At 35.2% G+C, this 14,646-nt stretch carries 14 protein-coding genes; 13 read left to right on the plus strand and 1 reads right to left on the minus strand.

Features of this window, described 5'->3' with window-relative positions; all coding sequences use genetic code 11:
• Nucleotides 1-48: 48 nt before the first annotated feature.
• The 9 genes from typA to holA all read left to right on the plus strand — a co-directional run bounded on the left by typA (nucleotide 49) and on the right by holA (nucleotide 9,524).
• On the plus strand, nucleotides 49-1,914 hold the full coding sequence (gene typA / locus ABM34_RS01990; RefSeq protein WP_048702805.1) for a translational GTPase TypA: 1,866 nt from the start codon (nucleotides 49-51) through the stop codon (nucleotides 1,912-1,914).
• Nucleotides 1,915-2,031: 117 nt separating this feature from the next.
• Nucleotides 2,032-3,207, plus strand: a complete 1,176-nt coding sequence (locus tag ABM34_RS01995; protein ID WP_048702807.1) for an FtsW/RodA/SpoVE family cell cycle protein — start codon at nucleotides 2,032-2,034, stop codon at nucleotides 3,205-3,207.
• Nucleotides 3,208-3,211: 4 nt separating this feature from the next.
• On the plus strand, nucleotides 3,212-3,478 hold the full coding sequence (locus ABM34_RS02000; protein ID WP_048702810.1) for a DUF2129 domain-containing protein: 267 nt from the start codon (nucleotides 3,212-3,214) through the stop codon (nucleotides 3,476-3,478).
• A complete protein-coding gene (rsmD, locus tag ABM34_RS02005; protein WP_048702812.1) occupies nucleotides 3,478-4,032 on the plus strand; it encodes a 16S rRNA (guanine(966)-N(2))-methyltransferase RsmD in 555 nt (184 codons plus the stop codon). The genes ABM34_RS02000 and rsmD overlap by 1 nt, the downstream gene beginning before the upstream one ends.
• Nucleotides 4,032-4,541, plus strand: coding sequence for a pantetheine-phosphate adenylyltransferase (gene coaD, locus ABM34_RS02010; protein WP_048702813.1), 510 nt, complete (start codon nucleotides 4,032-4,034; stop codon nucleotides 4,539-4,541). The genes rsmD and coaD overlap by 1 nt, the downstream gene beginning before the upstream one ends.
• The gene (locus tag ABM34_RS02015; RefSeq protein WP_048702816.1) at nucleotides 4,531-5,571 is read left to right on the plus strand and encodes a SepM family pheromone-processing serine protease; all 1,041 of its coding nucleotides are present in this window, start codon (nucleotides 4,531-4,533) and stop codon (nucleotides 5,569-5,571) included. The genes coaD and ABM34_RS02015 overlap by 11 nt, the downstream gene beginning before the upstream one ends.
• A 69-nt stretch (nucleotides 5,572-5,640) precedes the next feature.
• Complete coding sequence (locus tag ABM34_RS02020; protein WP_048702819.1) at nucleotides 5,641-6,267, plus strand: helix-hairpin-helix domain-containing protein; 627 nt, start codon at nucleotides 5,641-5,643, stop codon at nucleotides 6,265-6,267.
• 146 nt (nucleotides 6,268-6,413) lie between these two features.
• Nucleotides 6,414-8,510 carry a DNA internalization-related competence protein ComEC/Rec2 gene (locus ABM34_RS02025; RefSeq protein WP_048702822.1) on the plus strand — a complete coding sequence of 699 codons (2,097 nt, stop codon included), beginning with the start codon at nucleotides 6,414-6,416 and terminating at the stop codon, nucleotides 8,508-8,510.
• Entirely contained in the window at nucleotides 8,511-9,524 is a 1,014-nt protein-coding gene (holA, locus tag ABM34_RS02030; protein ID WP_048702824.1) for a DNA polymerase III subunit delta, read from the plus strand.
• Between the two features lie 83 nt (nucleotides 9,525-9,607).
• Here holA and rpsT read toward each other — a convergent pair whose 3' ends face one another.
• Nucleotides 9,608-9,862: a 30S ribosomal protein S20 gene (gene rpsT, locus ABM34_RS02035; RefSeq protein ID WP_048702827.1), complete on the minus strand. Its 255-nt coding sequence runs from the start codon at nucleotides 9,860-9,862 to the stop codon at nucleotides 9,608-9,610.
• Between the two features lie 215 nt (nucleotides 9,863-10,077).
• Here rpsT and rpsO point away from each other — a divergent pair, with 215 nt between their 5' ends.
• The 4 genes from rpsO to tuf all read left to right on the plus strand — a co-directional run bounded on the left by rpsO (nucleotide 10,078) and on the right by tuf (nucleotide 14,602).
• Entirely contained in the window at nucleotides 10,078-10,347 is a 270-nt protein-coding gene (gene rpsO, locus ABM34_RS02040; protein WP_048702830.1) for a 30S ribosomal protein S15, read from the plus strand.
• Nucleotides 10,348-10,523: 176 nt separating this feature from the next.
• On the plus strand, nucleotides 10,524-12,221 hold the full coding sequence (locus tag ABM34_RS02045) for a ribonuclease J (RefSeq protein ID WP_048702832.1): 1,698 nt from the start codon (nucleotides 10,524-10,526) through the stop codon (nucleotides 12,219-12,221).
• A 38-nt stretch (nucleotides 12,222-12,259) separates the two neighbouring features.
• Complete coding sequence (locus tag ABM34_RS02050) at nucleotides 12,260-13,210, plus strand: tetratricopeptide repeat protein (protein WP_048702833.1); 951 nt, start codon at nucleotides 12,260-12,262, stop codon at nucleotides 13,208-13,210.
• A gap of 201 nt (nucleotides 13,211-13,411) precedes the next feature.
• On the plus strand, nucleotides 13,412-14,602 hold the full coding sequence (gene tuf / locus ABM34_RS02055) for an elongation factor Tu (protein WP_048702836.1): 1,191 nt from the start codon (nucleotides 13,412-13,414) through the stop codon (nucleotides 14,600-14,602).
• The last annotated feature ends 44 nt before the right edge of the window (nucleotides 14,603-14,646 follow it).

The following is a 14,646-nucleotide window of genomic DNA, read 5'->3' on the forward strand; positions in this document are numbered from 1 at the left end:
ATTACAATCACAGTTTTTTTAATGCAAGAGATTGTTCATTGATGTTATATGGAAGGAAGAAGTAACTTGACTAAAAGAAGAGAAGATATCAGAAATATTGCTATTATTGCCCACGTTGACCACGGTAAAACTACATTGGTTAACGAGATGCTTAAGCAATCAGATACATTAGGGGAGCACTTTCAAATTCAAGATCGTGCCATGGATACTAATGCAATTGAAAAGGAACGTGGTATCACAATCCTTTCAAAGAATACTGCCATTGATTACAAGGGCAAGAAGATCAACATTTTGGATACTCCAGGACACGCCGATTTCGGTGGTGAAGTTGAACGTATCATGAAAATGGTTGATGGTGTTTTATTAGTTGTTGATGCATATGAAGGAACAATGCCACAAACACGTTTTGTTTTGAAAAAAGCGCTTGAACAACATTTAACACCTATCGTTGTTATTAACAAAATTGATAGACCAGGTGCTCGTCCTGAAGAAGTTGTTGATGAAGTTCTTGAATTATTCATCGAATTAGGTGCTGATGATTCACAACTAGAATTCCCAGTTATCTATGCTTCAGCTATTAACGGAACATCAAGTTACGATTCTGATCCTGCTGCACAAGAACATACTATGGTTCCATTGTTTGATACTATCCTTAAGACAATTCCTGCTCCTATTGATAATTCAGACGAACCACTACAATTCCAAGTTGCCCTACTAGATTACAACGATTATGTTGGTCGTATTGGTATTGGTCGTGTATTCCGTGGAAAGATCAAGATTGGTGATAGTGTTACAGTTATGAAACTCGATGGTTCTACGAAGAACTTCCGAGTTACTAAGATCTTTGGATTCATGGGACTAGACCGTGTTGAAGTTCAAGAAGCAAAAGCCGGTGACTTAATTGCTGTTTCCGGTATGGAAGATATTTATGTTGGTGAAACTGTTACACCAGTTGACCACCAAGAAGCTTTACCATTATTGCGTATTGATGAACCAACACTCCAAATGACTTTCTTACAAAACAACTCACCATTCGCAGGTCGCGAAGGTTCAGAAGTTACTGCTAGAAAGATTGACGAACGTTTAAGAAGACAATTACATACTGATGTTTCACTTAAAGTTGAAGACACTGATCAAGCAGGTGCTTGGATGGTTTCTGGACGTGGTGAACTTCACTTGTCAATTCTTGTTGAAGAAATGAGACGTGAAGGCTTTGAATTACAACTTTCTCGTCCAGAAGTTATCTACAAGAATATTGATGGTGTAAATAGTGAACCATTTGAGGAAGTTACAATTGATACACCTGACCAATATGTTGGTTCAGTTATCGATGCAATGTCACAAAGAAAAGGTGACATGAAGAACATGGAAAGTACTGGTAATGGTCAAACACGTTTGATTTTCTCAGCACCTTCTCGTGGATTGATTGGATTCTCAACTGAATTCTTATCAATGACTGGTGGTTATGGAATCATGAACCACACATTTGAAGAATACAAGCCAGTTGTTAAAAATTGGGAACCAGGTAGAAGAACTGGTGCTTTGGTTTCAATTAACCAAGGTCCATCAACTACTTATAGTTTGCAATCAGTTGAAGATCGTGGACAATTATTTATCGGTGCCGGTGTCGATGTATATGAAGGAATGATCGTTGGTGAAAGTAGTCGTGATCAAGATATCGCCGTTACTGTTACTAAGGGTAAGAACCTTACTAATACTCGTGCTTCTGGTAAAGATCATGCTGCTGCGATCAAGACTCCTAAGGCTATGTCACTAGAACAATCAATCGAATTCTTAAATGATGATGAACTTTGTGAAGTAACACCTAAGAATGTTCGTTTACGTAAAAAGATTCTTGATACAAACGAACGTAAGAAGTATGACAAGCAACGTAAAATGTCTAAAAAAGCTTAATTTTAAATAAATCAGAGTCGAAACATTGTTTCGACTCTTTTTTTTATAAGCTCCTTAGGTAGTAACCGGAAATTAATTGGTGGTATAATCTTATTATTAGATTTTGGGAGTTTAAATGTGAAAAAATTAAAGCTGATTGACCTATGGATCGTCATTCCGTTTGTCATTTTGTTGGGAATTGGTATCGTAATGGTTTATTCGGCCAGTTTTTATAACAATATGGTGAATGGCGGTAGTACAACTCAATATTTAGTCAAACAAGCTCTGTATGCAACTGTAGGGTTAGTTTTTTGTTTCTTTGTTTATATGCTGAAAGTGAACGTTCTCAAAAGTAGGGGTGTATTACTTCTGCTTGGTTTCGTTACGTGGGCATCATTATTCGTTTTAGTAGTCAAAGGGTTGGTTAACCCAGCCAGTAAGATTAATGGTGCTTCGGCTTGGATTAATTTAGGAGTTATAAATTTTCAGCCACTAGAGTTAGCTAAATTAGTGTTTGTATTATATTTAGCTTTGATATTATCAAATAAGCAAGATCGATTAATGGATTTACGCTTTACAGATTTGGTGAAAGATAATTTAGCACAAATATTTTTCTTAGGTACCGTTATTGCCATGGTTATTGTTCAGCCTGATATTGGTGGTGCCATGATTTTAACCATTATTAGCTTAGTACTAATTTCTGCTTCAACGATTCCGTCAAAAATAATTATTACGTTAGATGGGTCATTAATAGCTATTCTTGCTGCAGTTATGACATTTTTGTTTACGGTTAGACCATCATTCTTTGTCAATAGTTATCAATATCAAAGATTTTTGGCCATGGCCCATCCCTTTGAGCTTGAACGAAAAGCTGGAGCACAAATCGTTAATTCTTACTATGCAATTAGTAACGGTGGTATTTTTGGAGTTGGCTTGGGTAATAGTATTCAAAAACGTGGATATTTGCCTGAACCACATACTGATTTTATCCTAGCTATTATTAGTGAGGAATTAGGTATTGTGGGAGTAATAATTGTCTTGGGACTGCTGGCAGTAATTGTCTTTAGGATATTATTAGTAGGACTAAGATCAAAGAATAGATATATGTCTTTAGTGTTGTATGGTATTGCTACAATGTTGATGACACAAATATTTTTAAATGTTGGTGGATTGCTTGGCTATATTCCACTAACTGGTGTTACTTTGCCGTTTATTAGTTATGGTGGTTCTAGTATGATAGTCTTATCGATTGCGCTGGGAATAGCACTAAACCTTGAAGCAACAAACAAGTTTGATTCTGAAAAATTAAGGTGATTCAATGTTCAAAAAAACTGAGCGTCAGGCAATGTATGTCTGGCTGTATTCAATGAAATGGAAACGCAAATTGCAACATTATGGAACGATTTATTATAGTTCTCCAAAAATGAAATATGTCATGCTTTATGTTAATTCAAGCAGGCTGGCTGAAGTTCAAAAAGAACTTCTTACCAAAAAATACGTAAAACGAATTTCACTAGCTCACCGTAAAGAGCTAGATGAACACTATGTTTTAAAAACCCCAGAGGATAAAACTGAGGAGGAATAATGAAAGTAATTTCAGGTTCATTTCGAGGCTTAAATTTAAAGCCAGTTCCAGGGAAAAACACTAGACCAACGTCTGGTAAGGTTAAAGAAGCAATGTTTAGCATGATTACGCCATATTTTACTGATGGCAACGTGTTAGACCTATTTGCCGGAACGGGATCTTTAGGTATTGAAGCAGTATCGCGCGGTTATCAAAAATCATATTTAGTGGACAAAGCATACAAGGCAATTGCCACTATCAATGAGAATGTTGAGAAGACCCATCATGAGGAACAATTTGAGGTAATCAAATCAGCAGCAACAGAGGCACTGAAAATTTTCCAAGAAAAAGACGTTAAGTTTGATTTGGTTTTTCTGGATCCACCGTATAGGATGAAAATTACTGAGAATCTTATTCAGGATATGGTTGATTTTAATTTATTGAGTTCTGATGCCATCATTGTGGATGAAACTGATTACGAAGTTAATATTTCAAATATCGAAACAATCACATTATTGAAAAAGAAGGATTACAAAGATACGAAAGTTGCTTTGTATCAATTTGGAGGTAACTAATGTCAGAAAAAATTGGACTTTATGCGGGAAGCTTTGACCCAATCACTAATGGTCATGTCGATATCATCAGACGTGCTTCTAAATTGTTCGATAAACTAATAGTTGCTCCAATGACCAATACATCAAAAAAATACCTTTTTACTTATGACGAGAAGAAAACTTTTATTGAGGAAGAAATAAAAGATTTACCAAACGTAAAAGTGGTAAATGGTAAAGATGAGCTTACTATCAAACTAGCAAAACGTTATGGAGCTACTTTCTTGGTTAGGTCGATGAGAAATGCTGACGATTTCGGCTATGAGTCAGGAGTGTCCTCAATTAATAAAGCTTTGGATGATGATATTGAAACTATCTTTTTAATTTCCGATACTAAATACAGCACCATTTCGTCGTCAATGATCAAGGAAGTTGCAAAGTTTAACGGTGACATTACTAAGTTTGTTCCAAAACATGTTGCCACAGAGTTAACAAAACGATTGCAGAAGGGAAATAGATCTCTTGAAATTTAATAAATCAAGAAATAAAATTCTTGGCGCTATATTTATTTTTGCGATTGTCGTCTTATTCTTTTTCTTTCAAACTAATTATTATTTGGAAGTTCCTGGAAGTGCCGAACCAACTTCACAATTTGTTAAAGTTGATGGGAAGCACGATAAGAAGAAAGGCAATTTGCTTTTGACAACAGTGGGAATTGTTCGAGCCACCCCATTTTTATTAGTTAAATCAATGGAAAATGATTTCGAGACGATTTATCCTCAAGAAGAGCTGATGGGTAATGAAACATCCGCTCAATATAATCAAGTTCAACAATACTACATGAAGTCAGCCACTAATAATGCAGTTCAAGCTGCTTATACAAAGGCTCATAAACCTTTTAACAAGGTCTATAAAGGTGTTTATGTAATGGATATTACTAGTAACTCTGACTTTAAAGGAAAGCTTGAAGTCGGAGATACAATAAATTCAATTAATGGATACAAGTTTAAAAGTTCTAATGAGTTTATAAATTATGTTCGTAAGCAAAATAAAAAATCCAAGGTTTCAATTAGTCTTGATCGTAACGGCAGAAAATTAAATGTTTCTGGAGGTTTGGTCAAGCTAAAGGAGACTAAACACTATGGTTTAGGAATTACTTTAACTGATGATTCAGTGGCTAAAGGCGTTCCACCTACAACTATAAATGCCGGAGAAATCGGTGGTCCATCAGCAGGATTAATGTTTACTCTTCAAGTGTATTCTCAAATTGCTAATAAAAATTTGAAGCAAGGTAGAACTGTTGCTGGAACTGGGACTATCAGTCCTGATGGAACAGTTGGCCCAATTGGAGGAATTGACAAGAAGGTATTTATAGCCTCTGCTGAAGGTGCAACAATTTTCTTCGCACCTGATGATCCAGTTACCAAGGAAATTAAGAAATATGATCCTGATTATGTAAATAATTATCATCTCGCTAAACAAGCTGCAAAGAAAATTAATACTAAGATGAAAATTGTACCAGTTAAGAAATTGGATGATGCAATCAACTATCTTGAAAAATAAAACACGTTTTAATGTTTTTACACATTAGAACGTGTTTTTTTTGCGTAATTATATGTTGAGGTGATATTAATGGAAAGAATTATTGAAAAAATTAAGGATTATAAAATAATATTGATTTTAATTTCGGGAGTTTTAGTGGGCTATATTGCAGTTCACTCTTTGATTCCTGCTCGTAGTAGCAATCCAAGCACTGCTCAAGTAATAAAACCACAAGCATCAGAAAAGAAATCTAATGAGCACAAAGAGGTGTCCAGTCCCAAGAAAGGAGGATTTGTGGATATTCAAGGGGCAGTTAAGAATCCGGGAGTGTATGCTGTACAACCCAATTCGATTGTGAGGGATGCAATTGCAAAAGCAGGAGGAATAACCGCCAATGCTGAAGTAAAACAAATTAATCAAGCACAAAAGGTTACTGATTCAATGCAAATTTATGTCCCATTTCAAGGTGAAAAACCATCTGTAGCTAGTTCATCTCTATCATCAAGTATGTCTGGTAAGGAGAAGCAGAAGGTAAATATTAATACCGCTTCTCCAGATGATTTTAAGGATGTATCAGGAATCGGTCCGAAAAAAGCAGAGAAAATTATTGATTTCAGGGAAAAGAATGGGAATTTTGAAAAGTTAGAAGATTTGACAAAAGTCAGTGGTATAGGCGCAAAAACTATTGATTCGTTGCGTGACTCATTAACTGTCTGATGCAGAATAACTGGATATTCATCGCTTTAGAAACAGTTACACTTTCATTTTTATTTTTCACAAAGCAACCTTTATTATCGTTGAGTATCTGTATTTATGTTTTTGTTCGGGTGATTTGTTTAAAAAAGTGGCGATTACTCGCATATTTGTCCATATTTACAGCTTTATTTGCACTACTATTTTTGAATGTTCGTAATCATTTAGATCATCCAAATCAAGTAAATAATGTTAATCAAACGATTTTTTACCCGGATAAAATAAAGGTAAATGGTGATTTATTGAGTGGTGAAGTTGTTGAAGGTGATACATCAATTAGATTTTTGTACAAAATACCAAATGAATCTGAGAAAAAGTTTTGGCAAAAGTTAAATACCGAAGTATTGGGTAAAATCAAAATTAAAGATATTAAAGAGATTGATGGTCCGAGAAATCCGGGAGAATTTGACTTCAAAACATTTTCTAATCATCACGGTGTTTTTTATACTGCAACAATAGACAAAATTTATCAGTTGCAACAATTCCATCCGACGTCGATTACGGAGAATATTTCACATGCAAGAATCCAATTCATTTCGTATTTGTCTAGTCTTCCAAAATGGTTAAAGATTCATGCTCAAAGTTTATTAGTAGGCTACTCACGAACTGACGAGAGCGATTTGTTTAAAACATTAAGTGTGCTTGGTGTCATTCATTTATTCAGCTTATCTGGGCTACATGTGCTGATACTGGTAATAATTTTTAAAAAGCTATTTTCAGTTCTAAGGATTACCAGTGAGGCAGCAGATTGGTTATTATTGCTAACACTTCCCGTATATGGAATATTTGTTGGTCTAAAAACAGGTATCACACGTGCAATTATTCTTACACTAGTTTCAATAGTCCTGAAAAAATTTGGGTTCAAGATGAGTTCTCTGGATGTTTTCAGCATAACTGTACTAATTTGTCTTTTGATAAACCCCTTTGCATTAGTGGAAATGGGAGGTCAGTTAAGCTTTATACTTTCCGGTGCACTTTTATATTTGTCCAAATCTAACTTGCTAGTCTCAACGTTTAAGATGAATTTATTGAGTTTACCAATAATTTGTTTTTATACATTCCAATTCAGTTGGTTGGTTTTACTAATGAATATTATTTTTGTGCCAATATTTATGTATCTTATATTGCCCACAGCAATAATTTCGGCGATTATTCCAAATAATATTGGAATTTTCGGAGAAAAACTGAATGGGTTGTTTGATTTAATTTATTCGTTCATGAACCAGATTGCTAAAGATGATAGGTTTAACTTTGTAGTTGGCAAAATCCCTGTACTTATCGTGCTTGTCTTAGTAATTTTGGCACTCTTTAATATCGAGAATAAACTAGTGTTGAACGAATTCGTTAATTATTTCATGATATTGTTAATTGCATCAATCATGTATGTAAAGTTTCCTATCTTCGGAACAGTTTCAATTATTGACGTTGGGCAAGGGGATAGTATTCTTATTACAACACCATTTAATCGAAAATCGATTTTAGTAGATACTGCTGGTAAGCTTGATTTTCCCGTCAAACCTTGGCAAGAAAAGAAAGTCACAAATCAAGTGGAGAAATCTACAATTCCATATTTGAAATATTTAGGTGTTTCAAAATTAAATATAGTAATGCTTTCCCACAAAGATGTAGATCATATTGGAAATCTCTATACACTTTTACAAAGCTTTCCAGTAGATGAAGTTCGATTTGGTTCTGGATTAGAACAAAACGCCCGAATTAAGCGCACAATACATAATAATTTCAATGTTAAATTTACTTCTGTAAAACGTGGAGATAAGTTTAATTTTGGGAGTAGTACCTGGGAGGTTCTTTGGCCAAAGCAAAGAAGCGTTGGGGAAAATGGTGATTCCTTAACTTTGTTGGCTACAATGGGTAAGTATAAATGGCTATTCACTGGCGATTTAGATATTGAAAATGAAGAAAAAATTTTAAAACTTGGTACTTTTCACGCCGATTATTTAAAAGCAGGTCATCATGGTTCAAAGACATCGACTGGATCAAATTGGCTAAAAGCAGTCAATCCAAAGCTGGCCTTAATCTCTGCTGGAATAAATAATCGTTATGGCCATCCAAATAAAGAGACCATTCAACGCCTAGACGACCAACATGTCGCACATTTAAATACTGCTGAGTATGGTATGATTACTTGGTATTATTATCCATTTAACCAATCAGAAGGTTTAAACACATTTGTAAGGGTGAAGTAATTGAAGCTAGCTGAATTAAAGAAGAATCTAAAAAACAACCAGGTTGATAATGTATATTTTGTAACTGGACAAGAAACCGCATTTATTAGTGAGATACAAAAATTATTTAAACAGCTGTTAACTTCTGAAGAAGCTGAAATGAACTTTTCAAGCTTTGACTTAGAGGATGTATCTTTGGAAGATATGATAGGTGAGGCAATATCTGCGCCTTTCTTTGGTGAACGAAGACTTGTCTTTGCGGAACATCCATATTTTGTGACGGCTGAAAAAATCAAACATAGTATTGATCAAAATACAGATTTGCTTGTCGATTATATTAAAAACCCTGCACCAACGACGGTATTAGTGATATTTGCTACATACGAGAAATTGGATTCCCGTAAGAAAATTAATAAACAATTGAAAAAAGTTGCAACAAATGTTGATGCAGGAAAACTGGATAGTCATTTGTTAGCTAAGACCTTAGGACAAGATCTATCACAGGATGGTTTTCAAATAGATCAACAGGCTCTAGAATTACTAGTGACTAAAACTAAAGGAAGCTATTCTGAAGCATTGAATCAATTGGGTAAGCTTAAACTTTATGCGATGAATTCTAAAATCATTGACGTTAAAGCGGTTAATGAACTCGTACCGCAAAGTTTAGATGATAATGTTTTTGAACTGATGAATCAGATACTGCGCAAAAATGTATTGCAGGCAGAAGACTTGTATCACCAATTTCTGTTGCAAAAAATTGATCCAATTTTATTAACTGCTATTTTAACGTCGCAATTAAGATTGTTAATACAGACTAAAATTTTAAGTAATAAAGGATTAGGTGAGGCGACTATCGCTAAACAATTAAAAGTCCATCCTTATCGTGTCAAACTATCTCTTCAGCAATCTAGAAATTTAAAAATGGATAATTTGTCCAAAATGTTTCAAGATATTGTCGATTTGGACTATCAAGTTAAATCGGGCCAGGGTGACAAAGAATTACTTTTTGATTTATTCATAGCAAAATTTGCATAAAAAAGGCCATCTACTAGTAATTTCCGGTAGATGGCAATTTTTTTGGTAAAAAAAATAAGCAACAATTAGTTGCTTAGGATTTATTATGCGTTAACTTTTTTTGAAAGTCGTGACTTGTCACGAGCTGCTTTGTTTGCTTTGATTAAGCCTTTTGACTTAGCCATGTCAATTGCACGTGCAGCTGTTCTGTACATTTCTTCTTTGTTATCACCGTCATTAGCAACAACTGTTTCGAAGTTCTTGATTGCAGAACGCATAGCACTTCTTTGAGCGTTGTTGCGAAGGTTAGCTTTTTCGGCAGTCTTTACACGTTTGATAGCTGATTTAATTTGTGGCATTGATTTCACCTCCGAGTATCTTTTGTTATAAACACAATACGTGTATTATACCTAAGGTAGAGTTCCATTGCAATGACTAGTTATAAAAAAATCTTCACTTGAAAAAAATTCATGAATATAGTAATGTTAATAGCTGTGTTAACCATTACTCTGTTAGGCGAGTCACCAACGTTTTGCATAGTATGGCTAAATCTTATAGGAAAAGGTGAAAAAGCATGGCTATTTCAAAAGAACAAAAGAACGAAATCATCAAAAAGTACGCACGTAAAGATGGAGATACAGGTTCTCCAGAAGTTCAAGTTGCTGTTTTAACTTATGACATCAACGCATTGAACGATCACTTGAAAGTAAACAAGAAAGACCACCATTCATATGTTGGTCTATTGAAGAAAATTGGTCACCGTCGTAACTTGCTATCATACCTTAGAGGTAAAGATGTTCAACGTTACCGTGAACTTATCAAGTCATTAGGTCTACGTCGTTAATATATTGATTATTCAAGGAGGTTCCCATTGGGAATCTCCTTTTTTTATTATATTTTTATTGTACTTTACAATGTGATAAAATGTTAAACAGGTATAGCTCAAGTAGTCTAAATGACTTAAAAAAACGCAATGAAAATTGTGATCTATGCTATTTTTATGAAATGAGAGATGAAAAAATGAGTCAAAAAATTAAAATAATGATTCTCAGTGGTGTACGAGAAACTGGTAAAAACATGTATGCTGTTGAAGTTAACGACGAGATTTATATTCTAGATATTGGATTGCAATACCCTGATAATGATTTATATGGAATTGATGTTGTCGTTCCTGACATGACTTATATCAAAGACAATATTGATAAGGTGGTCGGTATTTTCTTAACACACGGTCACGCAGATGCAATTGGAGCACTTCCATACTTGGTAGGGGATTACGATATTCCTGTATTTGGTGCCAAAATGACTATTGAATTAGCGAAAATTGTTTGTTCAAACGATCGTCGCAGCAAGAAATTCGATAATTTCCATGTTATTGATGAGAAAACTGCAATTGATTTCAATGAAGCAACCGTTTCATTCTTCAAGACAACTCACTCTGTTCCCGATTCACTTGGTGTTGTGGTGAAAACTCAAGAAGGAGAAATTGTCTACACAGGTGATTTCAAATTTGATCAGGCTGCTTTGCCATTATACAAAACTGATTTAGGTAGAATTGCTGAAATAGGTAATGACAACGTTATTGCCTTATTAAGTGATTCTGCGAATGCTGAGTCACCATTTGAAAACTCAAATGAAACGGATATTTATGATTATATTCTCGATACATTTAGTTATCACAATGGTCGTATTATTGTTGCTCAGGTTGCTTCAAATATCCAACGTATGCAACAAATTCTTGATGCTGCAGACAAAACTGATAGAAAAGTTTATCTGTCAGGAATGGATGCTGAAAAGATTCTTAAAACAGCCATGAGACTTGGTTATCTTGAAGTTAAAAATAAGGAACTTATTGTTGATAGTAAAGGTTTAGAAAAAGTCGACAAGAAAGATTTAGTCGTTATTGAGACTGGTAAGATGGGAGAACCTATCAAACTTCTTCAAAAGATGGCAAATCCTGCCGCAAAGACTAAGTTCAATATTGAGAAGGGTGATTTAGTATTTATTGCTACTACACCTTCACATTCATTGGATACTACCTTCGCAAAAACTAGAGATATGATTTACCGTACAGACGCTGAGGTAAAAGCACTTGGAGATGATATGCATCCATCAGGTAATGCCAATAAAGCAGACCTCCAGTTGATGATTAATCTATTGAAACCTAACAATATAATTCCAGTTCAAGGTGAGTATCGTTTGCTTGATGCTCATGCAAAAATTGCCCACGAAACTGGCTTGCCATATCAAAACATTTTCTTAACTAAAAAAGGTGATGTTTTAAATTATGAAAATGGTCAATTTTATATTGGACAAGGCATTGATGCCGGAGATACTATGATTGATGGTATTGGCGTTGGTGATATAGGAAGCATCGTCCTACGTGACCGTGAATTGTTGGCAGATGATGGTGTATTTATCGCTGTAGCAACAATTGACCGTAAGAAGAAGAAAGTCGTTGCTAAGCCTAAAATCACTGCTAGAGGTTTCGTATACATGAGAACAAGTCGTGATCTTCTTAGCGAAAGTTCAGATTTGATTGTTAATGAAATCACTGATTATCTGACAAACAGTAAGGATTTTGATTGGTCTGATTTAAAACAAGGAGTTCGTGAGAAATTGAATCACTTCTTATATGAACAAACAAATCGTCACCCAGTCATTCTTCCAGTGATTATGGAAGTTAATCAAAACAGACATCGCAAAGCAAAGAAATAGACCGTCATTGGCGGTCTTTTATTATAACGAGGTAGATAATGGACGATTCAGATAATCTAAAAAAGATTTTAGAGCAGGCTGATGACGCATTTGATAAGGGAAATTGGGAAGAGGCTGTAGACTATTATTCGCAAGCATACAGTATTAAACAGTCTTTTTCGATCAACCAAGGGTTAGCTGCTGCATTACTAAACCAAAAGAATGCTGATCAAGCCGAATCAGTTATTTTGGACTACTTTAATTATTATTTGAGTGATCCTGAAGCAGCCAAATTAGCTGTTGATATTGTTGTTGAGAACAATGATTATCTATTGGCTAATCAAATGATTCATTTTTACGATGAAAACAAATTATCGACCATTAAAGGCAGTTTTGTAGACGAATTCAAGGCTAGAGTAAAACTATCTGAGGAACGTCACAGTCGATCATTTAAGCCTAGGATGGCCGTCATAACAGGTAAAATAAACTCTATTGTAACTATGAATGTTGTTGATCAAATTCAATTGATTCGCAGTTTGAGGGAGTTTGATAAGGACAATTATTTAAGTTGTGTCAAATTGTTGCTTCTAAATCCACTTTTACACCCTTTATTGAAAAGTGAGGTTCTTGAAAACATATTTAAGCTCGGTGTTGATGAAACGGTTAATATTTCATTTTATGGTGAAACAAAAACTTGTAATCCATCAAGGCTAAAGCCAATTATGTCGACAGACGTCTATTTGGCAATGTGTGATGAGCTTGAAAAGATTCTTATGAATAGTGAAAATGAAGTACAAGTTGAAAATCTTAGAAGTGAACTATCGCTATATGCAGCAATGGTTTATCCATTTGGGGCAGAAATAATTAAAAAGCCTTCACTATGGACAAAAGTGTTTCTGTTGCGGTATGGTTTATTGGACGAATCGCAAGTGGGAGATAGTTCGGAACGCAAGGATGTTGAGAACTGGATCAAGCGTTTTGATTCGTTAATCAACTCTTTTCAGCAATAAATTAGAGTTTTTTTGCAAAAGGGTGTTTACAATTCAAATAACGCCCAGTATAATCCAAAGAGTATATTTTTAGTTGGTGATTTGAGCTGAATACCTTTGCTTTCACCTCTGAAAGTAGTATAATTTTTCAGTAAAGAGCCGTCTAGAGAACATTTTCTTTGGATAATCTTATGAAATGAAATTTTAGGAGGATTCTTTGTAATGGCAGAAAAAGAACATTATGAGAGAACAAAGCCCCATGTAAATATTGGGACAATTGGTCACGTTGACCACGGTAAGACTACACTTACAGCCGCAATTACAAAGGTTTTGGCTGACAAAGGTTTAGCTAAAGCTGAGGATTACGCTGATATTGATAAGGCCCCAGAAGAAAAAGAACGTGGGATTACTATCAACACAGCTCACGTTGAGTATGAAACTGAAAAGCGTCACTATGCACATATTGATGCTCCAGGACATGCTGATTACGTTAAAAATATGATCACTGGTGCTGCTCAAATGGATGGTGCCATCCTTGTTGTTGCTGCAACAGATGGTCCTATGCCACAAACACGTGAACACATTTTGCTTGCTCGCCAAGTTGGTGTTGAATACATCGTTGTTTTCTTGAACAAGACTGATCTTGTTGATGATGACGAACTTGTTGACTTAGTTGAAATGGAAGTTCGTGAATTACTTTCAGAATACGATTACCCTGGGGATGACATTCCTGTTGTCCGTGGTTCAGCTTTGAAAGCACTTGAAGGTGACCCAGAGGAAATCAAGCATGTTGAAGAACTTCTTGATATCGTTGATGAATATATCCCAACACCTAAACGTGAAACAGACAAACCATTTATGATGCCTGTTGAAGATGTATTTACAATTACTGGACGTGGAACTGTTGCTTCTGGTCGTATCGACCGTGGTGAAGTTAAAGTCGGTGATGAAATCGAAATCGTTGGTTTGAAGCCAGAAGTTGAAAAATCAACTGTTACTGGACTTGAAATGTTCCGTAAGACATTGGATCTTGGTGAAGCCGGAGATAACGTTGGTGTTCTTCTTCGTGGTATTAACCGTGATCAAGTTGAACGTGGACAAGTTCTTGCAAAACCAGGTTCAATCAAGACTCACACTAAGTTTAAGGGTGAAGTTTATATCATGACTAAAGAAGAAGGTGGACGTCATACTCCATTCTTCTCAAACTATCGTCCTCAATTCTACTTCCATACTACTGATGTTACTGGTGTTATTGAATTGCCAGACGGTGTAGAAATGGTTATGCCTGGTGACCAAGTTACTTTTGAAGTTGACTTGATTGCTCCAGTTGCCATTGAAAATGGAACAAGATTTACTGTTCGTGAAGGTGGACGTACTGTTGGCGCTGGTGTTGTTACTGACATAATGGACTAATTTGTTACTAAATTAGAACGAATTAAAAAGTCGAGACTTTGGTC

The sequence above is a fragment of the Companilactobacillus ginsenosidimutans genome (assembly GCF_001050475.1).
In the GTDB taxonomy this organism is placed as follows: Bacteria; Bacillota; Bacilli; order Lactobacillales; family Lactobacillaceae; genus Companilactobacillus; species Companilactobacillus ginsenosidimutans.